The organism is Telluria sp. AIW5, from assembly GCF_056680575.1.
Genome location: NZ_CM155289.1, coordinates 4,176,151 through 4,201,221, shown reverse-complemented (window position 1 = coordinate 4,201,221; position 25,071 = coordinate 4,176,151). Strand labels below are relative to the sequence as shown.

25 protein-coding genes are annotated in these 25,071 nt (G+C 65.4%); 16 read left to right on the top strand and 9 right to left on the bottom strand.

Translation table 11 applies throughout. The annotated features are described in order from the left end of the window. Positions 1 to 9: 9 nt before the first annotated feature. From mshL to AC1MEM_RS18565, 3 genes are read left to right on the top strand one after another with little or no spacing between them, the layout of a single operon-like run. Complete coding sequence (gene mshL / locus AC1MEM_RS18575) at positions 10 to 1,782, top strand: pilus (MSHA type) biogenesis protein MshL (RefSeq protein WP_499472982.1); 1,773 nt, start codon at positions 10 to 12, stop codon at positions 1,780 to 1,782. Next, a complete protein-coding gene (locus tag AC1MEM_RS18570) occupies positions 1,782 to 2,672 on the top strand; it encodes an ExeA family protein (RefSeq protein WP_499472981.1) in 891 nt (296 codons plus the stop codon). The genes mshL and AC1MEM_RS18570 overlap by 1 nt, the downstream gene beginning before the upstream one ends. Positions 2,673 to 2,679: 7 nt before the next feature. Next, positions 2,680 to 4,050, top strand: coding sequence for a tetratricopeptide repeat protein (locus tag AC1MEM_RS18565; RefSeq protein ID WP_499472979.1), 1,371 nt, complete (start codon positions 2,680 to 2,682; stop codon positions 4,048 to 4,050). 210 nt (positions 4,051 to 4,260) lie between these two features. Here AC1MEM_RS18565 and AC1MEM_RS18560 read toward each other — a convergent pair whose 3' ends face one another. Continuing rightward, positions 4,261 to 5,418 carry a pyridoxal phosphate-dependent aminotransferase gene (locus tag AC1MEM_RS18560; RefSeq protein WP_499472977.1) on the bottom strand — a complete coding sequence of 386 codons (1,158 nt, stop codon included), beginning with the start codon at positions 5,416 to 5,418 and terminating at the stop codon, positions 4,261 to 4,263. 25 nt (positions 5,419 to 5,443) lie between these two features. Next, positions 5,444 to 5,920 carry a putative toxin-antitoxin system toxin component, PIN family gene (locus tag AC1MEM_RS18555; RefSeq protein WP_499472975.1) on the bottom strand — a complete coding sequence of 159 codons (477 nt, stop codon included), beginning with the start codon at positions 5,918 to 5,920 and terminating at the stop codon, positions 5,444 to 5,446. A 30-nt stretch (positions 5,921 to 5,950) separates the two neighbouring features. Here AC1MEM_RS18555 and yaaA point away from each other — a divergent pair, with 30 nt between their 5' ends. Continuing rightward, positions 5,951 to 6,718 (top strand): peroxide stress protein YaaA, encoded by a 768-nt coding sequence (gene yaaA, locus AC1MEM_RS18550; protein ID WP_499472973.1) that lies wholly within the window; start codon positions 5,951 to 5,953, stop codon positions 6,716 to 6,718. Positions 6,719 to 6,836: 118 nt separating this feature from the next. On the opposite strand, the gene AC1MEM_RS18545 is transcribed toward yaaA, so the two are convergent. Next, complete coding sequence (locus tag AC1MEM_RS18545; protein ID WP_499472972.1) at positions 6,837 to 7,676, bottom strand: outer membrane protein assembly factor BamD; 840 nt, start codon at positions 7,674 to 7,676, stop codon at positions 6,837 to 6,839. A 64-nt stretch (positions 7,677 to 7,740) separates the two neighbouring features. Here AC1MEM_RS18545 and AC1MEM_RS18540 point away from each other — a divergent pair, with 64 nt between their 5' ends. After that, positions 7,741 to 8,784, top strand: coding sequence for an RluA family pseudouridine synthase (locus AC1MEM_RS18540; RefSeq protein WP_499472970.1), 1,044 nt, complete (start codon positions 7,741 to 7,743; stop codon positions 8,782 to 8,784). After that, positions 8,784 to 9,554 (top strand): peptidoglycan editing factor PgeF, encoded by a 771-nt coding sequence (gene pgeF / locus AC1MEM_RS18535; protein WP_499472968.1) that lies wholly within the window; start codon positions 8,784 to 8,786, stop codon positions 9,552 to 9,554. Before AC1MEM_RS18540 ends, pgeF begins: the two co-directional genes overlap by 1 nt. A 12-nt stretch (positions 9,555 to 9,566) precedes the next feature. Here the strand turns inward: pgeF and AC1MEM_RS18530 are convergent, their stop codons facing one another. Further along, the gene (locus AC1MEM_RS18530) at positions 9,567 to 9,773 is read right to left on the bottom strand and encodes a hypothetical protein (RefSeq protein ID WP_499472967.1); all 207 of its coding nucleotides are present in this window, start codon (positions 9,771 to 9,773) and stop codon (positions 9,567 to 9,569) included. A 41-nt stretch (positions 9,774 to 9,814) separates the two neighbouring features. Between AC1MEM_RS18530 and phaC the strand changes: the two genes are divergently transcribed. Both phaC and phaR read left to right on the top strand, forming a co-directional pair. Continuing rightward, positions 9,815 to 11,572 (top strand): class I poly(R)-hydroxyalkanoic acid synthase, encoded by a 1,758-nt coding sequence (gene phaC / locus AC1MEM_RS18525; protein ID WP_499472966.1) that lies wholly within the window; start codon positions 9,815 to 9,817, stop codon positions 11,570 to 11,572. Positions 11,573 to 11,769: 197 nt separating this feature from the next. Beyond that, positions 11,770 to 12,330: a polyhydroxyalkanoate synthesis repressor PhaR gene (gene phaR / locus AC1MEM_RS18520; protein WP_499472964.1), complete on the top strand. Its 561-nt coding sequence runs from the start codon at positions 11,770 to 11,772 to the stop codon at positions 12,328 to 12,330. A gap of 216 nt (positions 12,331 to 12,546) precedes the next feature. On the opposite strand, the gene AC1MEM_RS18515 is transcribed toward phaR, so the two are convergent. Beyond that, on the bottom strand, positions 12,547 to 14,193 hold the full coding sequence (locus AC1MEM_RS18515; RefSeq protein WP_499472962.1) for a methyl-accepting chemotaxis protein: 1,647 nt from the start codon (positions 14,191 to 14,193) through the stop codon (positions 12,547 to 12,549). A gap of 215 nt (positions 14,194 to 14,408) precedes the next feature. Between AC1MEM_RS18515 and rimO the strand changes: the two genes are divergently transcribed. Genes rimO through AC1MEM_RS18500 form a run of 3 tightly spaced genes read left to right on the top strand, consistent with a single transcriptional unit; the run spans position 14,409 to position 19,693 of the window. Then, complete coding sequence (rimO, locus tag AC1MEM_RS18510; RefSeq protein ID WP_499472960.1) at positions 14,409 to 15,824, top strand: 30S ribosomal protein S12 methylthiotransferase RimO; 1,416 nt, start codon at positions 14,409 to 14,411, stop codon at positions 15,822 to 15,824. A 13-nt stretch (positions 15,825 to 15,837) separates the two neighbouring features. After that, on the top strand, positions 15,838 to 17,001 hold the full coding sequence (locus AC1MEM_RS18505) for a cystathionine beta-lyase (protein WP_499472959.1): 1,164 nt from the start codon (positions 15,838 to 15,840) through the stop codon (positions 16,999 to 17,001). A gap of 25 nt (positions 17,002 to 17,026) precedes the next feature. After that, positions 17,027 to 19,693 (top strand): HlyD family type I secretion periplasmic adaptor subunit, encoded by a 2,667-nt coding sequence (locus AC1MEM_RS18500; protein WP_499472957.1) that lies wholly within the window; start codon positions 17,027 to 17,029, stop codon positions 19,691 to 19,693. Between the two features lie 174 nt (positions 19,694 to 19,867). Here AC1MEM_RS18500 and AC1MEM_RS18495 read toward each other — a convergent pair whose 3' ends face one another. From AC1MEM_RS18495 to trxC, 3 genes are all read right to left on the bottom strand, one after another. Beyond that, complete coding sequence (locus tag AC1MEM_RS18495; RefSeq protein ID WP_499472955.1) at positions 19,868 to 20,827, bottom strand: chemotaxis protein; 960 nt, start codon at positions 20,825 to 20,827, stop codon at positions 19,868 to 19,870. A gap of 76 nt (positions 20,828 to 20,903) precedes the next feature. Then, positions 20,904 to 21,266: a DUF4870 family protein gene (locus tag AC1MEM_RS18490; protein WP_499472953.1), complete on the bottom strand. Its 363-nt coding sequence runs from the start codon at positions 21,264 to 21,266 to the stop codon at positions 20,904 to 20,906. 99 nt (positions 21,267 to 21,365) lie between these two features. Next, entirely contained in the window at positions 21,366 to 21,800 is a 435-nt protein-coding gene (gene trxC, locus AC1MEM_RS18485; protein ID WP_499472951.1) for a thioredoxin TrxC, read from the bottom strand. Positions 21,801 to 21,954: 154 nt separating this feature from the next. Here trxC and AC1MEM_RS18480 point away from each other — a divergent pair, with 154 nt between their 5' ends. The 5 genes from AC1MEM_RS18480 to AC1MEM_RS18460 all read left to right on the top strand — a co-directional run bounded on the left by AC1MEM_RS18480 (position 21,955) and on the right by AC1MEM_RS18460 (position 24,752). Continuing rightward, complete coding sequence (locus AC1MEM_RS18480) at positions 21,955 to 22,323, top strand: GIY-YIG nuclease family protein (protein WP_499472949.1); 369 nt, start codon at positions 21,955 to 21,957, stop codon at positions 22,321 to 22,323. Next, positions 22,320 to 22,748 (top strand): helix-turn-helix domain-containing protein, encoded by a 429-nt coding sequence (locus tag AC1MEM_RS18475; RefSeq protein WP_499472947.1) that lies wholly within the window; start codon positions 22,320 to 22,322, stop codon positions 22,746 to 22,748. Before AC1MEM_RS18480 ends, AC1MEM_RS18475 begins: the two co-directional genes overlap by 4 nt. Before the next feature lie 90 nt (positions 22,749 to 22,838). After that, positions 22,839 to 23,591, top strand: coding sequence for a DUF72 domain-containing protein (locus AC1MEM_RS18470; RefSeq protein ID WP_499472945.1), 753 nt, complete (start codon positions 22,839 to 22,841; stop codon positions 23,589 to 23,591). Between the two features lie 7 nt (positions 23,592 to 23,598). Beyond that, the gene (locus tag AC1MEM_RS18465; RefSeq protein WP_499472943.1) at positions 23,599 to 24,339 is read left to right on the top strand and encodes a Mut7-C RNAse domain-containing protein; all 741 of its coding nucleotides are present in this window, start codon (positions 23,599 to 23,601) and stop codon (positions 24,337 to 24,339) included. Continuing rightward, positions 24,336 to 24,752, top strand: coding sequence for a hypothetical protein (locus AC1MEM_RS18460; protein ID WP_499472941.1), 417 nt, complete (start codon positions 24,336 to 24,338; stop codon positions 24,750 to 24,752). Before AC1MEM_RS18465 ends, AC1MEM_RS18460 begins: the two co-directional genes overlap by 4 nt. Here the strand turns inward: AC1MEM_RS18460 and AC1MEM_RS18455 are convergent. Further along, on the bottom strand, positions 24,749 to 25,069 hold the full coding sequence (locus AC1MEM_RS18455; protein WP_499472939.1) for a hypothetical protein: 321 nt from the start codon (positions 25,067 to 25,069) through the stop codon (positions 24,749 to 24,751). The two genes, AC1MEM_RS18460 and AC1MEM_RS18455, sit on opposite strands and share 4 nt — an antisense overlap. Between the last annotated feature and the right edge of the window lie 2 nt (positions 25,070 to 25,071).

Sequence of the window (25,071 nt, the reverse complement as noted above, 5' to 3'; positions counted from 1 at the left end):
AGGACATCCATGCGACATCATTCCCTGCTGGCGCTCCTGGCTGCCGGCGCGCTGCTTGCCGGCTGCCGGAGCACGCCGCCGCACCAGACTTACGACGCCATCAAGCGCGAAGTCGCCACGGCCAGCGCCGCCACCCGCGCCGCCCCGCAGGTCGACGATGCGGTGGCGAATGCCTTGCTGCCGCCCGCGAGCGCCCTCGCGCGCGAGCTGCCGAAGGCCAGGCCGGCGCTGGAAGAGCGCTTCAACGTCGCCTTCAACAATGTGCCCGCGCAGCAGTTCTTCCGCTCGATCGTGGCCGGCACCCGCTACAACATGCTGGTCCATCCCGATGTCAGCGGCAGCATCAGCGCCAACCTGAAGGACGTGACGCTGGCCGAGACCCTGGAAGCCGTACGCGAGATGTACGGCTACGACTACAAGATCGACGGCACCCGCATCACGATCCGCCCGCTGACGATGCAGACACGGATGTTCCATGTGAACTACCTGGTCGGCAGCCGGCGCGGCTCGTCGAACCTGCGCGTGACCTCGACCTCGGTGTCGAACGTCGCCAACAACGGCGGCAACAACCAGGGGCAGCAGGGCAACCAGCAGAACCAGAACCAGAACAACGGCAATAACCAGAACCAGAACGGCGGCAGCATGACGCAGGTCGCCAGCACCGACGTCAACATGCTCTCCGACAGCGACTTCTGGGGCGACCTGAAGGCGGCCATCGACGCCATCGTCGGTGGAAAAGAGGGCGGGCGCAGCGTCGTCGTCAGCCCGCAGTCGGGCGTGCTGGTGATCCGCGCGATGCCGGAAGAACTACGCAACGTCGATATGTACCTGAAGGCGACCCAGTTGTCGGTCGACCGCCAGGTGATCCTGGAAGCGAAGATCCTGGAAGTCGAGCTGAACGAGCAGTTCCAGAGCGGGATCAACTGGGCCAGCTTCTCCTCGATCGGCAACGCGCGCAACAACCGCGTTTCCACCGGCCTGATTTCGCCCGGCGCCGCGCTGGCGCCGCTGCCTTTCAATGGCGGCCAGCCCCCGGTGATCAGCAACGGCAGCGGCCTGGCCGCCAGCACCGGCTTTTCGCTCTCGAACGCGGCGAACGCCGCCGGCGCCCTGTTCGGCTTTGCCTTCCAGACGAATAATTTCGCCGCACTGATTTCGATGCTCGAGCAGCAGGGCACCGTGCACGTCCTCTCGAGCCCGCGCGTGGCCGCCGTCAACAACCAGAAGGCGGTGCTGAAAATCGGCACCGACGAATTCTTCGTCACCGGCGTCACCACCACGACCAACACCAGCACCGCCGGCAACACGACCACGCCGAGCGTGACCCTGCAGCCCTTCTTCTCGGGCGTGGTGCTGGACGTGACCCCGCAGATCGACGAGAAGGGCAACATCCTGCTGCACGTGCACCCCTCGGTCAGCCAGGTGACGACCGTTACCAAGGGCATCGACCTCGGTTCGGCCGGTTCGCTGACGCTGCCGCTGGCCGCGTCCTCGACCTCGGAACTGGACAGTATTGTCCGCGGCCAGGACGGGCAGGTAGTGGCGGTGGGCGGCCTGATGCGCCAGGCCGCGACCGACGACACCAGCCAGCTGCCGGGCGCCGGCCGGGTGCCGGTGCTGGGCGCGCTGTTCCGCAACAAGAACAAGGTCGTCCAGAAGCGCGAGCTGGTCGTATTGATCAAGCCGACCATCGTCGACAGCGCCAGCAACTGGAGCCAGGACCTGCTCGACACCTCGCGCCGTATCGATGCGATGGATCCACGCAGCCTGGAGCGCAAGTAATGTACGCGGCGCATTTCGGCTTGCGCGAACTGCCGTTCGGGATCACCCCGGACACGAGCTTCTTTTTCGGCAGTCCGCGCTCGCAGGAAGCGCTCAATACGCTGCTCATCGCCGCGCGCAGCGGCGAAGGCTTCATCAAGATCACGGGCGAAGTCGGCACCGGCAAGACGCTCCTGTGCCGCAAGTTCATGGCGACCCTGGGCGAGGAATTCGTCACCGCCTACATCCCGAACCCTTTCCTCGAACCGCGCACGCTGATGCTGGCGCTGGCCGACGAACTGGAGGTGCCGCTCGAGCGCAACGTCGACCAGCACCGCCTGCTGAAATCGATCATGCAGCGGCTGCTCGAACTGGCCGGGCAGGGCAAGCGCGTGCTGCTCTGCCTGGACGAAGCGCAGGCGATTCCGGTCGAAAGCCTGGAGGCGCTGCGCCTGCTGACGAACCTGGAGACGGAAAAGCGGAAGCTGCTGCAGATCGTCCTGTTCGGCCAGCCCGAGCTGAACCGCAAGCTGGAACTCGATGCGATCCGCCAGCTGGCCCAGCGCATTACCTTTCATTATCACCTCGGGCCGCTGTCCCGCGACGACCTCGATTTCTACCTTGCGCACCGCCTGCGCGTGGCCGGCTACACTGGCGCGCGCCTGTTTTCGGCCGCCGCGGTCAAGCGCCTGTACCGCGCCAGCGGCGGCATCCCGCGCCTGGTCAACATCATGGCGCACAAGGCGCTGATGCTGTGCTATGGCGAAGGCAAGCAGCAGGTCAATGCCCAGCATATGGATGGCGCCGCGCGCGACACGGTCGCATCGAGGCACCGCTTGTGGCCATGGCTGGCCGGCGCGGGCGCGCTGGCCGGGATGGCAGCCTCGCTTGCCTGGACCCTCACACGATGAGCCTTCGATGAGCCTGATAAACAAGATGCTGCAAGACCTCGACGCGCGCGGCAACGCGCGGGCCGATGGGGTGCCGCCGGAGATCAAGACCGTCGGCGGCGGCGAGCGCCGGCTGCCGCTGGGACGCATCGCCGCCGTCACGGGGGGCGTGCTGGTGGCCCTCGGTGCGGCGGCCTGGTTTGTGCTCCCGTTGAAGGGCAAGACCTATGACGTGCAGCCGCCTGCGCCGGCGGCAAAGGCGGTGCCGGCCACCCCGGTGACGGTTGCCCGGGTGGCGCCGGCGCCCGCCGTGCGGGAAGAAAAACCGGTGGAGGCGCCGCGCGCAGCGCCGGTGTCCGAACCTGCGCCCGAACCGACGCCGGCGGCGGCCATCGCGCACGAGCCGCGCGAGCCGCGCAAGGCCGCAGCCGCGGCGGGCAAGAAGGAAGCTGTCGTACCGCCCGAACCGGCGCCACTGCCGAAGCCCCACCCGGCCCCGGCGCCCGCCCTTGCGGATGCGGCTGCCGAGGCCACGACCACCTCATGGGCGGTGGCCAGCGAACGCGCGCGCGCCGAACGGGCGCGCCTGGACAAACGCTGGAAGGCGGAGGAAGCCCGGCTTGCCGCGCTGCCCCGATCGCAGCGCCGCGAGGCGGAACGCAGGCTGCGCGAAGAACGCGCGCGGGCAGCGGCCAGGGCGAAAACCGAAGCATCCTGGCTGGCCGCCCTGAAGCGCAAGGAAGCAGGCGGCGCTGTTGCCGGCGCCGACAGCGCGCCGCACCTCGCCTCGACGGCAGCGCTTGCGACCCGCGGCCAGGGACGCGTCGAGACCGAGAGCCAGGGTGCGGAGAATGCCTACCGGCGCGCGCTCGCCGCCCTCCAGGACGGGTGCGTCAGCGAAGCGATGGCGAGCCTGCACGGCGCGCTGCGCAGCAATCCCCGCCACGAAGCGGCGCGCCAGACCCTGGTCGGCCTGCTCATCGAAAACAACCGCGGCGACGAAGCCATGACCCAGCTCCAGCAGGCCCTGGCGCTGGACCCGCGCCAGCCGGCGCTGGCGATGCTGCTGGCGCGCCTGCAGATCGAGCGCGGCAAGAGCGGCATCGAGGCGCTGCTGCGCACCCTGCCTTATGCGACGGGCAATGGCGAATACCACGCCTTCCTCGGCGGCGCCTTGCAGCGCCAGGCGCGTTTCCACGAAGCCGCCGAGCAGTACCAGAGCGCGCTGCGCGTGGCGCCGAACAATGCCGTGTGGTGGATGGGCCTCGGCATGGCCCTGCAGGGCGAAAAGCGCAACCCCGAGGCCGCCGACGCCTTCCGCCAGGCGCGCGCGCTCGGGACCCTGCCGACGGATTTGCAGGGCTTCGTGGAGCGCAGGCTGCAGCAGGTCGCGCGCTGATCCTCGCGCCTTGATGCCTGCATGATCATGACGCTCGTAGGGTGGGCTCTGCCCACGCGGATCGTGCGCACCGATAACGGCACGCCGACGGGCTCCGCGCCTACGCGCATCACGGGTGACCGGTCCCTGCCAACGAAAATGGATGCGCACGTACCGCGTGGGCGGAGCCCACCCTACGGATCCCGGCATGCATCGTGCGTGGTCTAGCGCTTAGATTCCTGCCAGCCGTTCGAGCGCGAGCTTCAGGGTCGCATCCTCTTTCGCAAAACAGAAGCGCACGATCCCTGACTCCCTGCCGCTGCTATAAAACGCCGACACCGGAATCGCCGCCACCTTCAGTTCCGTCGTCAGCCACTGCGCAAACTGTGCCTCGGGCATAGCGGACACCGCCCGGTAATCGACGCACTGGAAGTAGGTCCCGTCCGCCGGCAGCAGCCGCAGGCGCGTGCCCGCGAGTCCCGCGCGGAACAGGTCGCGCTTGCGCTGGTAAAAACCGGACAGCCCGAGATAGGGCGCCGGATCGCCCATATAGCCGGCCAGTCCATGCTGCATCGGGGTGTTCACGGTGAACACGTTGTACTGGTGCACCTTGCGAAACTCCGCGGACAGCGCTGCCGGCGCCGCCACATAGCCGATCTTCCAGCCGGTGACGTGATAGGTCTTGCCGAAGCTCGAGACGACAAAGGCGCGCTCGGCCAGCTGCGGGTGGCTGGCGACAGAGGCGTGCCGCTCGCCGTCGTAGACCATATGCTCGTACACCTCGTCCGACAGGACCAGGATATCGGTGCCGGCGACAATCGCGGCCAGCTGGTCGAGGTCGGCGCGGCGCAGGACCGAGCCGGTCGGGTTGTGCGGCGAATTGATTACGATGAGGCACGTGCGCGGCGTGACCGCGGCGGCCACTTTCTCCCACGGCACGCTGTAGCCGTCCTCGCCCACCGCCATCTCCAGCGGTACCACGATCCCGCCGGCCAGCGTGATCGCGGGCGCATAGCTGTCGTAGGCAGGTTCGATGACGATCACCTCGTCGCCCGGGTGCACGCAGCACAGGATCGCCGTGGTGAGCGCCTGCGTCGCGCCCGCGGTGACGGTGATTTCAAGCGCGGCATCGTAAGCGTGGCCGTAGAGCCGGGCGATCTTGGCCGCGATCGCTTCGCGCAGCGCCGGCACGCCGGTCATCGGAGGGTACTGGTTGTGGCCGGCGCGCATGGCCTCGTTGACGGCGTCGAGCAGCAGCGGGTCGCAGCCGAAATCGGGGAAACCCTGGCCGAGGTTGACGGCGCCGTGCTGGCTGGCCAGCGCCGACATGGTGGTAAAGACGGTGGTGCCGACCAGGGGCAGGCGCGATTGCAGGGCAGGGGTGCTCATGGGGACAGTGGAAAGTTGCGGTGGCTTATTCTAGCGCGGCTGGGGTTTCGACCGGGGCAGCCGGGGTTTGCAGCTTGACCCAGGCTTCCGGCAGCATGATGCGAAACAGCCCGCCCTGCAGGGTCTTGCGCCCGAGTTTCAGGAGCGCCTTGTCCTTGGTGATCAGGATGGACGCACTGGCGTCGCGCGCGATCTCGAGGAATTTCTGGTCGTCGCGGTCGCTGCAGATGGGCAGGCGGATCGGTTTGCTGTCGGGCGCGACGACGGCAACGAGCTGGTCGAAACGCGCCGCGGCAGCGAGGCGGCTGTCGTCGTCGAGCGGCAGGTGCGGGTAGCGCAGCACGATCAGGTATTCGTCGCGGCAATCGGCGCGCGTCACGGCCCTCAGTTCGCCGCGCTCGAGGGCCGCCAGCAGCGGCGCCCAGCGCGGGTCGTGGAAGACGAACAGGTCGAGGCAGACATTGGTGTCGATGACGATGGGTTGGGCGGAAGCGGGTATCATGTTGGAAATCTTAGTTGCCTTAGAATGTATATGCTGATTGTCTTATCGCCTGCCAAATCCCTCGACCTCGACACGCCAAGCCCTACCCAGGAACACACGCTCCCCGCATTCACGACACGCGCCGCACAACTGATCGGCGTGCTGCGCGACCTGTCGCCCGGCCAGGTCGGCGACCTGATGCACATTTCCGACCAGCTGGCGACGCTGAACGTGGCCCGCTACGCGAGCTGGACGCCCGATCATGCCGAGGGTTACCAGGCCGTCATGGCTTTCAATGGCGATGTCTATGCCGGTCTCGATGCGCGCAGCCTGCAGCCTGCCGCGATCGATTTTGCCCAGCGCCGGCTGCGCATCCTGTCCGGCCTGTACGGTCTGCTGCGCCCGCTCGACCTGATCCATCCTTACCGGCTCGAGATGGGCACCAGGCTCGCCACGCCCGGCGGGAAGGATTTGTACGCCTTCTGGGGCGAAACGATTACCGCGGCGCTGAACGCGGAACTGGCCGCCACGCAATCGACGGCGCTGGTCAATCTCGCCTCCGAAGAATACTTCAAGTCGGTCAAGCCCAAACTGCTGGCCGCGCCGGTGATCACGCCGGTGTTCGAGGACTGGAAGAACGGCAAGTACAAGATCATCTCGTTCTACGCCAAGCGTGCACGGGGGATGATGGCGCGCTTTGCGATCGAGAATGCGATCACGGATCCGGAGCGCTTGAAGGACTTCGATGTCGATGGCTACGGGTTCGTGGGTGATGGGTCGACGGACCGCAGCTGGCTGTTCCGGAGGAAAGTAGCGTAAGGTAGGGTGGGCATTCATGCCCACGGCGTGATACGTGCGGGCTCCGGTATCGGGCGCGACGATCTCGCCGCTACGTATCACCGCGTGGGCACAAGTGCCCACCCTACGCCAGTCGCAATTATTTCAACGCATCCTTCGGCGCTGGCCGCGGCCCGGACTTCGACCAGAACTTCCACCATGGCGCGTCGCCGCGGGCGTTCGGGTTCAGGAAGCGGCTGTTCGGATAGTTCAGGGTCAGGACGCGCTGGGTGTCGTCGCGCAGCGGCAGCATGCCGAGCTTGTCGTAGCTGCGGATCATGATGAACAGCGCTTCTTCGCGCGCCGGCGAGTCGGCGTAGTCGCTGACGGCGCTTTGGGCACGGTTCAGGGCGGCCAGCCAGGCGCCGCGGCGATAGTAGTAATTCGCCACGTGCACTTCGTACGACGCCATCGCGTTGACCAGGTAGTTCAGGCGCGCGATCGCGTCCGGCGCATATTTGCTGTTCGGGAACTTGTCGACGAGGGCCTTGAACGCGGCGAAGGCTTCGCGCGTTGCTCTCGGATCGCGCTCGGTCGGGTCCTGCGAATAAATCACGCTCAGGAAGCCGATCTGGTCGTTGAAGTTGATCAGGCCGCGCAGGTAGTACATATAATCCACCTGCGGATGATTCGGGTGCAGCTTGATGAAGCGCTCGACCGCGGCGAGGGCCTCGGCCTGGTCCTGCGCCTTGTAGTGCGCATAGGCGATTTCCATCTGCGCCTGGGCGGCGTAGGTGCCGAACGGATAGTTCGCTTCGAGGCGCTGGAACAGCTTGATGGCCGCCTCATAATGGGCGCCCGACATCTCTTCGCGTGCCTCAGCGTATAATTTCTCCGCTGACCACTTTGCGGTCTCGTCGGTTTTCTCGGGCAAGAGCCCGCAGCCCGACAGACCGAACAAGGCACTCATAGCAACAACAACCAACAGTTTTTTTTGCATAGCTTTTTGCAGAAAAGTTTTACCGAGATTCAACGAACGGCTGATTATAGCCGATGGGACTGACGTGATATTAACTCCTGAGCCGAATTCGGCGGATTTGCCCCTGGACCCCGATTTTGACGAAGAAATCGATGCCGACGAAATTGCGTTCCTTGCCCCCAGCGGCATCGACCTTTCGCCGATCACCTTGCACCTGGACGAGTCCGCTTGCGGCCAGCGTCTCGACAAGGTCGTCGCCGGCCTTGTGCCGCAGTTTTCGCGCAGCCGCCTGCAGCTGTGGTTCGACGGCGGCCACATCCTCGTCGACGGCAAGACCGCGCGCGGCAAGGACACCGCCTATGGCGACGAAACCATCGAAGTGCGCCCGCAACCCGCGCCCGAGGATACCGCTTTCGCGCCGGAAGAAATTGCGCTGAACATCGTCCATGAAGACGAGCACATCATGGTGATCAACAAGCCGGCCGGCCTGGTCGTGCACCCGGGCGCCGGCAACTGGTCGGGCACGCTGCTCAACGGCCTGCTGCACCACGCGCCGCAACTGGCTTCCGTGCCGCGCGCCGGCATCGTGCACCGCCTCGACAAGGACACCAGCGGCCTGATGGTGGTCGGCAAGACGCTGGCCGCGCAGACCGACCTCGTGCGCCAGTTGCAGGCACGCACCGTGAAGCGCGAATATTTTGCGCTGGTCTGGGGCACGCCGCAATTGTCCGGCACCATCGATGCGCCGATGGGCCGCCATCCGAAAGACCGCGTCAAGATGGCGGTCTCGTCCAGCCTGGGCGCCAAGCCGGCGATCACGCATTACACGCGCCTGGCCGAAGGCATGCTCGACCGCCGCCCGGTCAGCCTGGTGCAATGCCGCCTGGAGACGGGCCGCACCCACCAGATCCGCGTGCACATGCTGTCGATCGGCTTCGGCCTGGTCGGCGATTCGGTTTACGGCAAGACGCACCTGAGCCCGGTGTTCCACCGCCAGGCGCTGCAGGCACGGCGCCTGGGCCTGGTGCATCCGGCCACCGGCGAGCAATGCGAATGGGTCGTGCCGCTGGCCGCCGATTTCGCCGAGCTGATCGCCAAGGCCGGCATTCCCGAGCCGGAAACGGTCTGATGGAGGGACTCCTCGTTCCCGACTGGCCGGATGCGCCCGCCAACATCGGCGCGCTGGCCACGACGCGTGCGGGCGGCGTCTCGCAGGCGCCGTACGGCGACGGGCGCGGCGGCGGCGGCTTCAACCTCGGCCTGCACGTGGGCGACGATCCGGCCGCTGTCGCTGCCAACCGTGCGCGCCTGCAAGCCGTGGTGCCGGGCCGGCCGGCCTGGATCGCCCAGGTGCACGGCGCGGACGTGGTCGATGCCGCCACCGTCGGCACCGGCCAGCCGGTGCGCACCGGCGACGCCAGTATTGCAAGCGCGCCCGGCATCGTCTGCGCGATCCTGACCGCCGATTGCCTGCCGGTGCTGTTCGCCGACCGCGCCGGCAAGGTGGTGGGCGCGGCACATGCCGGCTGGCGCGGGCTGGCCGGCGGCGTGCTCGGGCAGACGGTCGCCGCCATGCGCGCGCAAGGGGCCGATGAGATCACGGCCTGGATGGGGCCGGCAATCGGTCCGCAAGCCTTCGAGGTCGGGCAGGATGTGTTCGACAGTTTTGCGGCCGCACTGCCCGGGATCGACGTCGGTTTCGCCTTTGTCGCGCGTCCCGGGTTTTCAGGCAAATACCTGGCCGACATGTTCGCGCTGGCGCGCCTGATGCTCGCGCGCGATGGCGTCACCAGCGTTGCCGGCGGCACGCACTGCACCGCAACGGAAATCGACCGCTTTTATTCCTATCGCCGCGACGGCGTGACGGGCCGCCAGGCCAGCCTTGTCTGGATTAAATAGCGCCGCCCCGCCTCATTCGACTTTGCCGGGCGCCGCAGCGGCTGCCGCGGCTTTTTCCGCGCGCCGCGCACGGCGCCGCTTCGCGCCGGTGAGGTAAAAAAGTAAAGACAGGGGTATCATGCAGTACACGAGAAAAGTCATCACTCCCGCGACGAAGGACGTTTCCGTCGCTGCCATCAGGATGACGACATAGCTCCAGCCGATTGCAACGATCCACATGCTTTCCTCCAATTGATAATTCAATTCTAACGGACGCCGACATGAATATGCCCGACCCACAAGCTTTCGCCGCCACCTGGATGAACCAGTTCACCGATCCCTCGGCCTGGCAGGGGTGGCTGAAAATGCCCGCGGCGGCCGGCATGAATGCGGGCGCGGCCAATCCGCTGGCCGGCGTGTTCAGGGATTTCGGCGTCAGCATCGACCCGGCGCGGCTCGACGCACTGCGCCAGGACTACCTGCAAAGGGCAGGGGCCTTGTGGCAGGAGTTCATGGCGGGCAAGGCGCCGCAACTGCAGGACCGGCGTTTTTCCAGCGCCGAATGGACGGCCAGCCCGCTCGCCGCCATCACGGCCGCCTCCTACCTGCTCAACAGCGAATTCATGCTGTCCCTGGCTGATGCGGTCGAGGCCGGTCCGCGCGAGCGCCAGAAGATCCGCTTCACGGTGCAGCAGATGGTCGACGCGATGTCGCCCGCCAACTTCCTGGCGACGAATCCGGAAGCCCAGGCCCAGCTCATCGAAACGAAGGGCGAGAGCCTCACCAAGGGCTTGCAGAACATGCTGGAAGACTTGCGCAGGGGCCGCATTTCGCAGACCGACGAGTCGGCTTTCGAAGTCGGCAAGAACGTCGGCAACAGCGCCGGCCAGGTCGTCTTCGAGAACGAACTGTTCCAGCTGATCCAGTACAGCCCGACGACGCCGACCGTGCGTGCGCGGCCGCTGCTCATGATCCCGCCGTGCATCAACAAGTTCTACATCCTCGACCTGCAGCCGGAAAACTCGCTGGTGCGCTACACGGTCGAGCAGGGTAATACCGTGTTCATGGTTTCGTGGCGTAATCCCGACAAGTCGATGGCGAACCTCGGCTGGGACGATTACGTCGAGCGCGGCGCGATCGAGGCAATCCGTGTGACGCGCGAGATCAGCGGCCAGGACAAGGTGCACGTGTTCGGTTTCTGTGTCGGCGGCACCATTGCCGCCAGCGCCCTGGCGGTACTCGCCGCGCGCGGGCAGCAACCGGCCGCCAGCCTCTCGCTGCTGACCACGCTGCTCGACTTTTCCGACACCGGCGTGCTGGAAGTCTTCATCGACGAAGCCCAGGTGGCGCTGCGCGAATCCTCGCTGGCCAAGGGCGGCATCATGCCGGGCCGCGACCTGGCGACGACCTTCTCGGCCCTGCGTCCGAACGACCTGGTCTGGAATTACGTCCAGCAAAACTACCTGAAGGGCAAGGTACCACCGGCATTCGACCTGCTGTACTGGAATGCCGACAGCACGAATTTGCCGGGGCCGATGTTCTGCTGGTACCTGCGCAACACCTATCTGGAGAACAAGCTCAAGGTGCCGGGCCAGCTGACGGTCTGCGGCGTGCCGGTCGACCTGGGGCGCATCGACGCGCCGGTCTTCGTCTACGGTTCGAAAGAAGACCACATCGTGCCGTGGCCGGCGGCGTTTGCCTCGCTGAGTTTGCTGAACCCGAAGAAGCCGAAAGCCAACCGCTTCGTGCTGGGCGCCTCCGGCCACATCGCCGGCGTCATCAACCCGGCCTCGAAAGGCAAGCGCAGCTACTGGGTGAACGACGGAGCGGGGGCAAAGAAAGGCGGGAAGGGGCCGCGTTCGGCTGAGGAGTGGTTCACGGGCGCGACGGAAAACAAGGGCAGCTGGTGGCCGGAATGGGCGCGCTTCCTGCAAGAAAATGGTGGCGAAGAAGTGCCGGCCCCGGGCGTATTCGGTAACGCGCAATACCAGCCGACCGAGCCGGCGCCCGGCCGCTATGTAAAGGCGCGCGCCGACTGAGGGGCAGGGTGTCTCTTGCCTTGAAATAAATTCAGTAGCAAAAGCGATAATTGCTGCACCTGCGCATCGAACGTGGTATTTTTAGCCGGTTCGTCCTGTCCGGCAACATCTTGGCCAGCGAGGGCGGACCGACACCGGCCTATTGAACAATCTTCGCAGTGCCCGCCCATGAGGCGGGCGCAACATTGGAACTTGAGATGAGTAGTGCAAAAAACAGTACTGAACGCCTGATCAAGAAATACCCGAACCGTCGCCTCTACGACACCCAGACCAGTTCCTACATCACCCTGACGGACGTGAAGCAACTGGTCCTCGACGCCGACGAGTTCACGGTGGTGGACGCCAAGACCAGCGAAGACCTGACCCGCAGCATCCTCCTGCAGATCATCCTGGAAGAGGAAGCCAATGGCGCGCCGATGTTCTCGAGCGTCGTGCTGGCCCAGATCATCCGTTACTACGGCCACGCGATGCAGGGGATGATGGGTTCCTACCTGGAAAAGAACGTCCAGGCCTTCACCGACATCCAGAACAAGTTCACCAGCAGCGCCGCCGGCGCCGTCGAAGGCAAGCCCTTCAGCCCGGAAATGTGGACCCAGTTCATGAACGTCCAGGGTCCGATGATGCAGGGCATGATGAACAGCTATATCGACCAGAGCAAGAACCTGTTCGTGCAGATGCAGGAGCAGATGCAGAACCAGAGCAAGGCCTTGTTCAGCGCGTTTCCGTTTCCGCCGGTGCCGCCGGCGGACAAGAAGTAAACGTTCCGGTCTCGCCGGCCTCGTGTGCGAACGCCCGTGGGGGCTGTTGCCTGCACGGTTCGTGGCAGGGATGATCCGCATGGGCTCGAGAGCCCATCCTACGGGTGAGGCCGCGGCGCATCCCGTAGGATGGGCACTCGTGCCCATGCGGATTTAACACACCGATACCAGCGCAGGCAACAGCCCCGTTAGCGGCTGCCCGCCTTAAAACTCTTCTCAGCCAGCGCCGCCCGCCAGCGCCATCTTGCGCGCCGGCGCGGCCGTCAGTTCCCGCTGGGGCGAGGTCGAGCGGCCCGGGCCCTGCGCCTCATTCCCCACCTGGAACACACTCACCAGCTGCGCCAGGCTCGCCGCCTGCTGCTGCATCGCCGCCGCCGCCGCCGCCGCTTCCTCGACCAGCGCCGCATTCTGCTGCGTCACCCCATCCATCTCGATCAGCGCGACATTGACCTGCTCGATCCCGCGCGACTGTTCCTCGCTCGCGGCCGAGATTCCCTTCACCAGCGTCGCGACCTGGCGGATGCTGTCGACAATCTCGTGCATCGTGCTGCCGGCTTCATCCACGAGCTTGCTGCCGGCGTCGACCTTGTCGACCGAATCGGCGATCAGCCCCTTGATCTCTTTTGCTGCAGCCGCCGAGCGCTGCGCCAGGTTGCGCACTTCGCTGGCGACGACCGCAAAGCCACGGCCCTGTTCGCCGGCGCGCGCCGCTTCCACGGCCGCGTTCAGGGCCAGGATATTCGTCTGGAAGGCGATGCCGTCGATGACGCTGATGATGTCGACGATCTTCTTCGACGAATCATTGATCGCGCCCATCGTGCCGACCACTTCCGCCACCACGCTGCCGCCGCGTTCGGCCACCTGCGAGGCCGTGCGGGCCAGGGTGTTGGCTTGCGCCGCGTTGTCGGCATTGTGCTTCACGGTCGAGGTCAGTTCTTCCATCGACGAGGCCGTCTCTTCCAGCGTGCCGGCCTGGGCTTCGGTGCGGTTTGATAAGTCGGCGCTGCCGCCGGCGACCTCGGCGGACGCCTGGGCGATGCTGTCGGTGGCAACGCGCACCTGGCCGACCAGGGTCGCCAGGTTGTCGCGCATCGTGCGCAGCGCAAATAGCAGGCTGCTGGTGTCGCCGTCGCGCGTGCGGATCGGCACGTTCAGCGCGCCTTGCGCGATCTGCTCGGCGATCCTGGCGGCGTACAGCGGCTCGCCGCCCAGCTGGCGCAGCAGGCCGCGTGTGATGGTCCAGGCCAGCAGGGCGCCAATCGCCAGCGCCGCCAGCGTGATGAGCGCCGTCTGCATGCGCGCGGTGTGGTGGGCGGCGGCGGCTTCCTGCGCGGCGTCGGTGACCAGGCTTTCCTCGTGCGCCACCATCGCATCCATCGCCTCGATGGTTTTCGCCTGCAAGGGTTGCAATTCGTTCAGCAGCACGTGGTTCGAGCCTTCGCGGTCGCCCGCCTTGACCAGGGCCGTCATTTTGGTGACCACATCGACCGCGGCGGCGCGGGTGGCCGTGATCTTGTCGAGTGCGGCCTTTTCGGCCGGGGTCGCGGCCAGCACTTCCAGGCGCTTGAAGGTATCGGCGTAGACCGCGCGGTTTGCGGCCAGGCGCTTGTTTTCAGCGTCGATCTCGGCCGGGTCGTTCATCAGGGCGATGTTGCGGCCGTTCATGAGCGCATTCATGACCGACTGGCGCATTTCCATGATGGTGCTCACCTTGACGTTGTCGTGGCTGACGATACGGTCGAGCTTATCCTGGATGGTCGCCATCCTGGACAGGCTCAGGAGCGCCAGCAGGACGATGATGGCCAGCATGACGGAAAAGGCAAGGGCGAGGCGCCGGCCGACGCCGAGCTTGTTGATATTCATGATATGAAAAGTCGCACGGAAGTGCGCAGAGAGAATGGGAGGGTATTGACAGCGCCGGAAAGTATATCTACACAGCAATGTTTAGTGGTTTCCAGAAAACGACAGTCCGGCGAAAACCGTGGAAACCCACAAGCCCGAAATGCCGCCCCGGTGTTCCCGAACTGCGCGTTCAGGTACAATCGCAGATTGCCCAGAACCTTTGTCGCCTCCACTCCATGCTCGAACTCCGCCGCAATCCCGTCCCCGCCGCCAATCCTGAAGTTGCCGCTGCTGCTCCAGCCGCCGCCCCGAAGGTCGGTTTCGTCTCGCTCGGCTGCCCGAAGGCGCTGGTCGACTCGGAACAGATCCTGACCCAGCTGCGCGCCGAGGGTTACCAGACCGCCAAGTCGTATGCCGGCGCGGACCTCGTGATCGTCAACACCTGCGGCTTCATCGACGCCGCGGTGCAGGAGTCGCTCGACGCGATCGGCGAAGCGCTGGCCGAAAACGGCAAAGTCATCGTCACCGGCTGCCTGGGCGCGAAAAAAGACGCCTCGGGCCAGGACATCATCACCAAGGTGCACCCGAAGGTGCTGGCCGTGACCGGCCCGCACGCGATGGCGGAAGTGATGGAGTCGGTGCACCTGCACCTGCCGAAACCGCACGACCCCTTCATCGACCTGATGCCGGACCACGGCGTGAAGCTCACGCCCAAGCACTACGCCTACCTGAAAATTTCCGAAGGCTGCAACCACCGCTGCAGCTTCTGCATCATCCCGTCGATGCGCGGCGACCTGGTCTCGCGCCCGATCCATGAAGTCTTGATCGAAGCCGAAAACCTGTTCAAGGCCGGCGTGAAGGAACTGCTGGTGATTTCGCAGGACACCAGCGCTTACGGCGTCGACGTCAAATTCCGCACCGGTTTCTGGAACGGCCGCCCGATCAAGACCCACATGACGCAGCTGACCGAGGCCCTCGGCCAGCTGGCGCGCCAGTACGACGCCTGGGTGCGCCTGCATTACGTCTATCCGTATCCGCACGTCGACCAGGTCATCCCGCTGATGGGCGACGGCCACGTGCTGCCTTACCTCGACATCCCGATGCAACACGCGCATCCGGACGTATTGAAGCGCATGAAGCGTCCGGCTTCGGGCGAGAAGAACCTGGACCGCATCCTGGCCTGGCGCAAGATGAACCCGGACCTGACGATCCGCTCGACCTTCATCGCCGGCTTCCCGGGCGAGACCGAGGCCGAGTTCGAATACCTGCTCGACTTCCTGCGCGAGGCGCAGATCGACCGCCTGGGCTGCTTCGCCTATTCGCCGGTCGAAGGCGCGACCGCCAACGAGCTGGCCAATCCGGTGCCGCAGGAAGTGCGCGAAGAACGCCGTGCGCGCGTCATGCTGCTGCAGGAAGAAATCTCGATGAAGCGCCTGCAGGCCAAGGTCGGCAAGACCATCCGCGTGCTGGTCGACGAAGTCGGCCCGCGCGAAGCGATCGGCCGTTCGTCCGCCGACGCGCCCGAAATCGACGGCGTGGTCCACATCAAGCGCCCGCTCGTTCCCGGCAAGAGCAAGCTGGCGGTCGGCCAGTTCGCCGACGTGATCGTCACCAAGGCCGACGCCCACGACCTGTGGGCCACCCTGGCGTAAGAAGGCGGGGACCATGACGAAGAAGTCGCTCCAGACCACGCTGGTCCACACGGCTTACACGGCGCCGGAAGGCTTCGACGCCTTCCCGCCGGCCATCCACCACGCCTCGACGGTGCTGTTCAAGGACGTCGCCGCGATGCGCTCGGGCGAGTGGAAAGAGAAGAACGCCTATACCTACGGCCTGCACGGCACGCCGACCACGTTCACGCTGGAAGCACGCCTGGCCGAAATCGAGGGCGGCCATCACTGCCTGCTCGCGCCTTCGGGCCTGGCCGCGATCGCGATGGTCGACTTCGGGCTCCTGAAAACCGGCGACGACGTCCTGCTGCCCGATAACGTCTACAACCCGAACCGCGAACTGGGGCGCTGGCTGGCGAACGATTTCGGCATCACGGCGCGTTATTACGATCCGCTGATCGGCGCCGGCATCGCGGACCTGATCCAGCCGAACACGAAGCTGATCTGGACCGAGGCCCCGGGCTCGGTGTCGATGGAAGTGCCCGACCTGCCGGCGATCTGCGCCGCCGCCCACGCGCGCGGCGTGCTGGTCGCCCTCGACAACACCTGGTCGGCGGGCCTGGCCCTGCGCGGCTTCGACCTGGGCGTCGATATCGTCATGCAGGCGCTGACCAAGTACCAGTCGGGCGGTTCGGACGTGCTGATGGGCGCCGTGATGACAGTTGATCGCGCCGTGCACGACCAGCTCGCCATGGCGCACATGCGCCTCGGCCTGGGCGTGAGCGCGGATGACGCCTATCTCGTCATGCGCGGCCTGCCGAGCATGAAGCTGCGCTTCGACGCCCACGATGCCGGGGCGCGCACCGTTGCGGCCTGGTTGAAAGGGCGTCCCGAGATCACCCGCGTGCTGCACCCGGCCTTCACGGACTGCCCGGGCCACGACACCTGGAAGCGCGACTTCACCGGCGCCGGCGGCCTGTTCTCGGTGATTTTCGACGAGCGCTACACGGAAGCGCAGACCGACCGGTTCGTCGATTCGCTCGCCTTGTTCGGCCTCGGCTACAGCTGGGGCGGTGCGAATAGCCTCGTGATGCCCTACCGGATGGCGGCAATCCGCCGCAACTGGGAAGGGAAGGGCACGCTGGTGCGCTTCAATATCGGCCTCGAAGATACGGATGACCTGATCGCCGATATCGCGCAGGCGCTGGGACAGCTGTAAGGCAGTCGCCGCCCAGTCCGGAGAGATGAAAACCACCGCATGCGGTGGTTTTTTTTCGTGCTCACCGTCCCTGGTGCTGCACACGGGTAACCGCATCGACGCCGTGCTGGGGAGCGAAGTGTTCCGCCACATGCTGCGCCTGTCGCTCCCCTTTTTCGAGCAGCGTCCGACCGGGACCCTGGTCGCGCGCCTGCATGGCGTCGAGACGATCCGCGAATTCATTTCCGGCGCGGCCGTCACGCTGATCCTCGACCTGCCGTTCCTGCTGATCTTCCTGGCCGTGATGTTCAGCTACAGCTGGCAGCTGTCCCTGATCGCGGTCGGCCTGCTCGGCGTCATCGCCGTCATGAGCGTGCTGGTCACCCCGCTGTTTCGCGAGCGCCTGAACAAGCAGTTCATGCTCGGCGCGCGCAACCAGGCTTTCCTTACCGAATACCTGGCGGGCATGGGAACCGTGAAGTCGCTGCAGATGGAACCGGACGTCGACCGCAAATACAGCGACCTGCTGGCCCAGTCGCTGGCGGCCGGCTTCTCGACCAAGCAGGTCGGCAACACCTACAACGTGGCCGCGAATGCCATCGAGCAGGTGATGACGCTGTCGATCCTGCTGGTCGGCGCCTTGCTGGTGATGCAGAACGACGGCTTCACGATCGGTATGCTGGTCGCCTTCCAGATGTTTGCCGGACGCATGAGCCAGCCGATGCTGCGCTTATCAAGCCTGTGGCAGGAATTCCAGCAGGCGAACATTGCCGTGAAACGACTGGGCGACATGATGGACATGCCGGCCGAGCCCTACGCGCTGACGCCGAGCCGCGAGGCCGGAAGGCAGGGCGCGCTCGAACTGGTGAATGTCGCCTTCCGCTATTCCGAGCACCATCCCTTCCTGTACCGCAACCTGAACCTCGCGTTCAAGCCGGGACGCCTCTCCGTGCTGATGGGGCCATCGGGCTGCGGCAAGAGCACCCTTGCCAAGCTGCTGCTGGGCTTTTACCAGCCGAGCGACGGCCTGATCCAGCTCGACGGGCGCGATATCCGCTTCCTGGCCGCGAATGAGCTACGGCAAGTGTTCGGCGTCGTGCCGCAGGAGACCGTGCTGTTTTCCGGCACCATCTACGACAACCTGGTGATGGCGCATCCGCACGCCAGCTTCGAGGACGTGATCGCGGCCTGCAAGGCAGCCGAGATCCACGAGACCATCGAGAAGCTGCCGAACGGTTACCAGACCGAGATCGGCGAGCGCGGCACCGGCCTGTCCGGTGGACAGCGCCAGCGCCTGGCCATTGCGCGCGCGCTGCTGCGCAAACCCAGGATCCTGATTTTCGACGAAGCCGTCTCGAACCTCGACCAGCACACCGCCGAACAGTTCGCGCGGACCGTGAATTCGCTCAAGGGCAAGGTCACGATGGTCTTCATCACGCACCAGATCTCGCGCGGCCTGCAGGTCGACGAAGTGTTCAGCTTCGATCGTTCCGCGTGGTCGTACTTCGGCCACCTCGACATCGTCGCCGTCGCCGAGGGCAAGCTGGTGCCGCAGACCTACGTGAAGATCGTCCAGCCGGCCGAATCGGGCATCGTGAAGGAAATCCTGGTGCGCGAAGGCGATACCGTGCGCGCCGGGCAGGTCCTGATGCGGATGGACACCCTGCTCACCGACGCCGACGCCAAATCCGTTCAGTCCGACCTGCAGGGCAAAGGCCTGGCGCTGCGCCGGATCGACGCCGAACTGGCCGACGCGCCGTTCCAGGCCAAGCCCGGCGATTCGGCCCACCTCGCCGCCGCCGCAGAGGCGCAGTACCGCGCCGACCGCGCCGCCTTCCAGGCCGCGCTGGCCGAGGAACGCAGCCGCCTCGCCAAAGCGCGCCAGGACCTGGCCGCCGCGCTCGAGATCGAGCACAAGTTCCGCGCGATCCGGCCGCATTACCGCGAACAGGAACAAGCGTTCGAGAAGCTGGGCCGCGACGGTTTCGCCAACGGCGTGCTGGTCAGCGACAAGCGCCGTGAACGCATCGAGAAAGAGGAAGAGCTGGCGACCCAGGCCCATATGATCGAATCGGCGCGTGCCGGCGTGCAGCAGTCGGAAATGAAGCTGGTGCAGATCGACTCGGACTACCGGCGCCAGTTGCACGTCGAGCGCGGCGAAGCCCAGCGCGCCTTCGACCAGCTGTCGCAGGAACTGGCCAAGCAGACCCACCGCAAGGAACTGCTGGAATTGAAGGCGACGCAGGATAGCGTGGTCAAGGACCTGGCCACCCATTCGATCGGTACCGTGGTCCAGCCCGGCACGGTGCTGCTGACCCTGGTGCCCCAGCACGAAAGCCTGCGCGCGGAAGTGTGGCTGTCGAACGACGACATCGGCTTCGTCAAGGAGGGCCAGTCGGTGCGCATGAAATTTGCCGCTTTCCCGTTCCAGAAGTACGGCATGGCGCAGGGACGGGTCGAGCATATCGGCGCCGACGCGAGCGACGCCACCCAGGAGGGCATGCCGAACGCTGCCCCGGGCGCAACGCCGCGCTCGACCTACAAGGCGCTCGTCGCGCTCGACGCCTCGGCGCTGGAAGCGGACGGCACGCGCTTCCCGCTCAGCGCCGGCATGCAGGCCAACGCCGAAATCCTGCTCGGCACCCGCACCGTGCTCGAGTACCTGCTCTCGCCGATGCAGAAAGCCTGGCACGAAGCCGCGCGCGAGCGCTAAAAGGCTGGGGTCAGGTCTGACATTTGGACACGGCCTCAACCATTCGACGCCGACTAAGGCAGAGCTCGTGTCTGAAAGTCAGACCTGACCCCAGCTTTGCCGATGGCGCAATAACGAAAAAAGGGCGCGTGGCGGAACCTTCCGCCACGCGCCCTTTGTCTTTCCTGCCTGCGCTTATTGCTTCATTACCCGGCGCAGCGTCGTCGACAAATCCTCCGCCGAGAACTTCGCCACATACGCATCGGCGCCGACGTTCTTGACGTGTTCCTCGTTCGTCGTACCCGACAGCGAGGAGTGGATCACCACCGGCAAATTGGCAAAGCGCGCACTTTTCTTGATGTTGCGGGTGAGCGTAAAACCGTCCATCTCCGGCATCTCGAGGTCGGTCAGCACCAGGGCCACGCGGTCGTACACGCTCTTGCCTTCGGTTTCGGCCGCGTTGGCGATCGTGTTCAAATGATCCCAGGCTTCCTTGCCGCTCTTGGTCATGATAAAGGGCAGGCCCATCGCGTCCAGGCCCTGTTCGATGAGTGCCCGCGCGACGACCGAATCGTCGGCGGCCAGGATCACGGCACCCGGCCTGATCTGGATCTTCGCGCCGACGGTCTGCTGGCTGATGTCGGGCGCCGATTCCGGATTCATGTTGCGCAGGATGGTCTCGACGTCGAGCACCTGGGCCAGGCGGCCCGGCGTGCCGTTCTCGCCCTCGAGGCGGGCAATGCTCGTGACCATGCCGCTGCCAGTGCTCTTTTCCGCCGACATCACCTGGCTCCAGTCCAGGCGCACGATCTCTTCCACGCTCTCGACGGCGAACGCCTGCGTCGTGCGTGCGAACTCGGTGACCAGCATGATGTTCAGGCCGGTCTTGGGCTTGACGCCGGCGATTGCCGGCAAGTCCAGCACCTGGATGATCTGGCCGCGCAGGTTGACCACGCCCAGCACGTGCGAGGGCGACCCGGCCACGGCCGTGATCGCGGGCATGGCCACGATTTCGCGGATCTTGAAGACGTTGATGCCGAACAGCTCGCTGCGCTCGCCATTGTCATCCCCGCCGAGGCGGAACAGCAGCAGCTCGAACTTGTTGGTGCCCGTCAGATTGCTGCGCTCGTCGACTTCCTGCTGAACCGATTTCATATCTCATCCCGAATAGTAGTGGTGCCATCAGGAAAGTATTCTAGCTGCGAATATGTCGAAAAGCGCGAAACAATCCTCAGATCGGCATCGCTTTGTTGCTGTTCAAATCCAAAAAACCACGAATTAGACGATAGGCCTTCCACAACCACGCCAATCCCCAGACCAGCCATGCGACCGGGATACCGATCAGCGTGGCGAACAGGATGAAGCCGACCACCATCCACAGCGCGTAGAACCAGAACGAGCGGATCATCCAGCTGTGGTGGCTGTAGACGATGGTGCCGTTCGTTTCCGGGCGCTTGAGGTAGTTGACGATCAGCGGCAGGAAGGACAGCATGCCGAGCGAAAAGAAGAAGGTGCAGGCATGGACCAGGTAAAGGATGCGCGCCATCTGCTTGGCGTCTTCGGTCCCGCTGTCCAGAACGAGTTGTTGCGACATGAATGGCTCCTTGTTGATTCCTGAATGGGACGACCCCGCCTGCATGCATTGTAGCAGCGCCTCGTGGCATTTTCGCTAACGTTGCAGGAATGCGCCCGTCTACAGTTTCGACTGCACCCAGGCCACGATATTGCCCGCATCCATCGCCCCCGGCTGGCGCGCCACCTCGCGTCCGCCGCGGAACAGGGCCAGCGTCGGAATGCTGCGGATGGCGAACTGCGCGGACAGCTCCTGGGCGCGCTCGGTATCGACCTTCAGCAGGCGCACGCGCGGCTCGAGCCGGGTTGCGGCCTGGGCGTAGGCGGGCGCCATCATCTTGCACGGACCGCACCACTCGGCCCAGAAGTCGACCAGCACCGGGATGTCGTTGCGGGCGATGTGTTTGTTGAAGCGTCCGGCAGTGACGTCGAGCGGACGGCCGGCGAACAGGGGCGCGGCGCATTTGCCGCAGGTGGGATTGTCGGCCAGGCGCGCCGGGGCCAGGCGGTTGACGGCGTCGCAGGCGGGGCAGACGATGTGGATCGGATCGGTCACGGAGTACTCCTTCGAAAAATCGTGTTATCGCCATTCTAAGAGCACCACGCAAAACCTGCCGAACATGTCTCATTTTACCCGGGTATTATTGACGCCGTAATTTTACCCGGATATTATTCGTCTACCCCAACCCGGCCTGGCCGCAAAAGGATTCATGATGACAAACAAGCAAATGCTGAAACGGCAGTATCTGGAGACGGCGACCCGGGCCGGCGTGTATGCGATCCGCAACCAGGTCACGGAGCGTGCCATGGTCTCAGGCAGTACGGACGTTCACGGCACGCTCAACCGGCACCGGTTCGAGCTGCGGCACGGGCAGCATCGCAATGCGCGGCTTGCGCGGGACTGGGTCGAGCACGGGGAGGCGAGCTTTCGCTTCGAGGTGCTCGACATGGTCAAACCCGATGGCGATCCGGCGTTCGATGTCGCGCAGGAACTCGACCTGCTGGTCAGCCTGTGGCGCCAGGAAATCCCGTGCCTGGGCGAACACGGCTACGACCTGGCGGGGAGCGAACCGCGATGAGCATCCATCTCGATTTCTGCCTGGGGCTGCATCGTGCCCACGCCAGCCTGCAGCTCAGGCTCGACGACGAGTTGGGCACGTATCACGGCATCAGTTTCGGCGACTTCGCGCTGCTCGATTTGCTTGCGCAAGCGGACGGTGGACGGGCAAGCATTCCTGAACTTGCCCGGCCGGCCGGCCAGTCTCCATCGGCTGTCCTGCGCCAGTTAATCGTGCTCGAGAAAATAGGCCTCGTGCGGCGCGACGGCGGCAATGGAATCCGCGACGCCGTTCTGCTACCGGCCGGCAGTGCGCTGGCGAACGCCGCGCGCGCGACTGCGGACAGCATTTGTGCCGACGCCCTCGAATCGATCGCCCCCTTTGTACCCGAGACGGTGTCGTTTGCAATGACCAGGCTGGCACGGGCGCCAGGCCTGGCAGCTTGAGGCGCAAGGCTGGCGCTGCGCAGCTCAAGCATGCGCCCCGGCAAGCGCCGCGGGCGTACAATCGGCGCAACATCAAGTGCAAGAGCGTCAATGAAAAAACAGAGCGATGCCGCCCCCCTCATCGGTTGCGCCGGCTGGAACATCCCGAAAGAAGCGGCCGCCGCCTTTCCGCCCACCGGTAGCCATCTCGAACGCTATGCGGCCGTGTTCCCGATGGTGGAAATCAACTCGTCCTTCTACAAGCCGCACCAGCCCAAGACCTATGCGCGCTGGGCGGACAGTGTGCCGGCCGGTTTTCGCTTCTCGGTCAAAGTGCCGCGTGCGATCTCCCACGACGCCCAGATGCGCGACATCGACGACTTGCTGGCGCGTTTTGCGAACGAAGTAAAGGAGTTGAAGGACAAGCTCGGCTGCCTGCTGGTGCAGACGCCGCCCAAGCTCGGCTTCCACGACGAGACCGCGCGCGATTTCTTCCTGAAGCTGTACGACACCTTCGGCTGCATGATCGCCTGCGAAGGGCGCCATCCGAGCTGGTTCAGCGACATCGCTACCGAGGTGCTGCGCGAGCGGAAGGTCACGCGCGTGATCGCCGACCCGGCCGCCGGCCAGCCGGGGCCGCACGTCCCGACGACGAACGACATCTACCTGCGCCTGCATGGGGCGCCGCGAATTTACTATTCCTCCTACCCGCAGGACTACCTCGACGCGCTGGTGCGCGACATCGACGTGCACCGCGCGGCCGGGCGCCAGGTGTGGTGCATCTTCGATAATACGGCAGCCGGCGAGGCGGTGCCGAACGCGCTCGACGTCCTGCGTGCTACCGGCGGCATCGCTACGGCATGAGGGCGCCATGGTCCAGGCGAGCTTTCGCTTTTTCGGGGAATTGAACGACTTCCTGCCGCGCGCGCGCAAGGACGCAGCCTTCGCCACGCCCTGCGCGCGCGCCGCCACGACCAAGCACATGATCGAGGCGCTCGGCGTGCCGCATACCGAAGTCGGGTGCCTGCTGGTGAACGGCGCAGCGGCGGGACTGGAGCGGATGCTGGAGGAGGGCGACGATGTCGCCGTTTATCCGCAGCGCAGCCGTGCCGCGAGCGGGATCCGCTTCATCGCCGACGCCCACCTCGGCGGCCTGGCGCGCCTGTTGCGGATGGCCGGCTTCGATACGCTCTACGACAACGGCTATCAAGATGAAGAAATCGTCGCCATCGCCGGACGCGAGGGGCGCACCGTGCTCACGCGCGACCGCGAACTGCTCAAGCGGCGCGAGGTCGAACAGGGCTGCTACCTGCACACGATCCGGCCCGAGGCGCAGTTGCGCGAACTGTTCGAACGCCTCGGCCTGGCCGCGCTGGCCCGGCCATTCACCCTGTGCCTGCACTGCAACCTGCCGCTGCGTGCGGTCGACAAGGCCGCCGTGCTGGAGCGCCTGCCGGAAGCGGTGCGCGCGACCCATGATGAATTCACGACCTGCGACGCCTGCGGCCGCGTGTTCTGGAAAGGCTCGCACCACAAGCGGATGCTGGCGATGCTGGCCGGGGCTTTTCCGTTAGAATCGGCCATGCCTCCCACCTCGGACGACAACGCGTGACCGCTTCCTTGCCCCTGCTATCGTTTCCGATCCGCGTCGAGTGCCCGCCCGGCGCCTGCGTCTGCGAGCGCGATCGCCTGCTGCTCGACCCCGACGGCGACCTGCGGCCGCTGGCGATCGACCGCAAGCAGGAGCAAAAGCTCATCGACCGTATCGAGCGCATCGACAACTACGCCGACCTGCGCCACGTGCAGGAACTCATCCGGAAGAACATCGGCGCCGAGCTGCGCATCGCGCCGGGCCCGAACGAAGTGCGCACGATGCGCGGCATTATCATCGTGCTGGAAGAAAAGCCGGGGCTGTGCAAGAAGGTGAGGCAATCGGTGCCGGCGGCGATCCGCAAGCGGCTGCAGGAGAAGCCGGAGATCGCATACGCGATCCTCGATGCCGGTGACCTGTTCGGCGAAGCTTAAACCTTCACCAGGTATTTCAGCACGAAGCCGACCAGCAAACAGGCCGCCATCGCCAGCGACAGCGCGCCGTGCAGCACGCTTGATCCGACCGAGACCTCGCGCGACATCTCTTCCTTGCTCATTTTCCCCGCGCGCGTCAGGACGACCGGGCGCAGCAGGCCCTGGATGCCGAGCAGGAGCAGTCCCAGTCCGATCAGCGATTCGCCGACCAGGCCCTGGCGCAGTCCGCTCCACAGCCCCATGCTGCCAAGCCCGACGCCGAACAGGAACCAGAAGATGCGCGAGCCGGTGTAGCGCGAGAATTTCGAAGTGGTCATGG

Bases quoted from the DNA above. Each gene is read 5' to 3' on its own strand.
- mshL (WP_499472982.1), top strand. From the start codon at position 10: ATGCGACATCATTCCCTGCTGGCGCTCCTGGCTGCCGGCGCGCTGCTT.
- AC1MEM_RS18570 (WP_499472981.1), top strand. From the start codon at position 1,782: ATGTACGCGGCGCATTTCGGCTTGCGCGAACTGCCGTTCGGGATCACC.
- AC1MEM_RS18565 (WP_499472979.1), top strand. From the start codon at position 2,680: ATGAGCCTGATAAACAAGATGCTGCAAGACCTCGACGCGCGCGGCAAC.
- AC1MEM_RS18560 (WP_499472977.1), bottom strand. From the start codon at position 5,418: ATGAGCACCCCTGCCCTGCAATCGCGCCTGCCCCTGGTCGGCACCACC.
- AC1MEM_RS18555 (WP_499472975.1), bottom strand. From the start codon at position 5,920: ATGATACCCGCTTCCGCCCAACCCATCGTCATCGACACCAATGTCTGC.
- yaaA (WP_499472973.1), top strand. From the start codon at position 5,951: ATGCTGATTGTCTTATCGCCTGCCAAATCCCTCGACCTCGACACGCCA.
- AC1MEM_RS18545 (WP_499472972.1), bottom strand. From the start codon at position 7,676: ATGCAAAAAAAACTGTTGGTTGTTGTTGCTATGAGTGCCTTGTTCGGT.
- pgeF (WP_499472968.1), top strand. From the start codon at position 8,784: ATGGAGGGACTCCTCGTTCCCGACTGGCCGGATGCGCCCGCCAACATC.
- AC1MEM_RS18530 (WP_499472967.1), bottom strand. From the start codon at position 9,773: ATGTGGATCGTTGCAATCGGCTGGAGCTATGTCGTCATCCTGATGGCA.
- phaC (WP_499472966.1), top strand. From the start codon at position 9,815: ATGAATATGCCCGACCCACAAGCTTTCGCCGCCACCTGGATGAACCAG.
- phaR (WP_499472964.1), top strand. From the start codon at position 11,770: ATGAGTAGTGCAAAAAACAGTACTGAACGCCTGATCAAGAAATACCCG.
- AC1MEM_RS18515 (WP_499472962.1), bottom strand. From the start codon at position 14,193: ATGAATATCAACAAGCTCGGCGTCGGCCGGCGCCTCGCCCTTGCCTTT.
- rimO (WP_499472960.1), top strand. From the start codon at position 14,409: ATGCTCGAACTCCGCCGCAATCCCGTCCCCGCCGCCAATCCTGAAGTT.
- AC1MEM_RS18505 (WP_499472959.1), top strand. From the start codon at position 15,838: ATGACGAAGAAGTCGCTCCAGACCACGCTGGTCCACACGGCTTACACG.
- AC1MEM_RS18500 (WP_499472957.1), top strand. From the start codon at position 17,027: ATGAAAACCACCGCATGCGGTGGTTTTTTTTCGTGCTCACCGTCCCTG.
- AC1MEM_RS18495 (WP_499472955.1), bottom strand. From the start codon at position 20,827: ATGAAATCGGTTCAGCAGGAAGTCGACGAGCGCAGCAATCTGACGGGC.
- AC1MEM_RS18490 (WP_499472953.1), bottom strand. From the start codon at position 21,266: ATGTCGCAACAACTCGTTCTGGACAGCGGGACCGAAGACGCCAAGCAG.
- AC1MEM_RS18480 (WP_499472949.1), top strand. From the start codon at position 21,955: ATGATGACAAACAAGCAAATGCTGAAACGGCAGTATCTGGAGACGGCG.
- AC1MEM_RS18475 (WP_499472947.1), top strand. From the start codon at position 22,320: ATGAGCATCCATCTCGATTTCTGCCTGGGGCTGCATCGTGCCCACGCC.
- AC1MEM_RS18470 (WP_499472945.1), top strand. From the start codon at position 22,839: ATGAAAAAACAGAGCGATGCCGCCCCCCTCATCGGTTGCGCCGGCTGG.
- AC1MEM_RS18465 (WP_499472943.1), top strand. From the start codon at position 23,599: ATGGTCCAGGCGAGCTTTCGCTTTTTCGGGGAATTGAACGACTTCCTG.
- AC1MEM_RS18455 (WP_499472939.1), bottom strand. From the start codon at position 25,069: ATGACCACTTCGAAATTCTCGCGCTACACCGGCTCGCGCATCTTCTGG.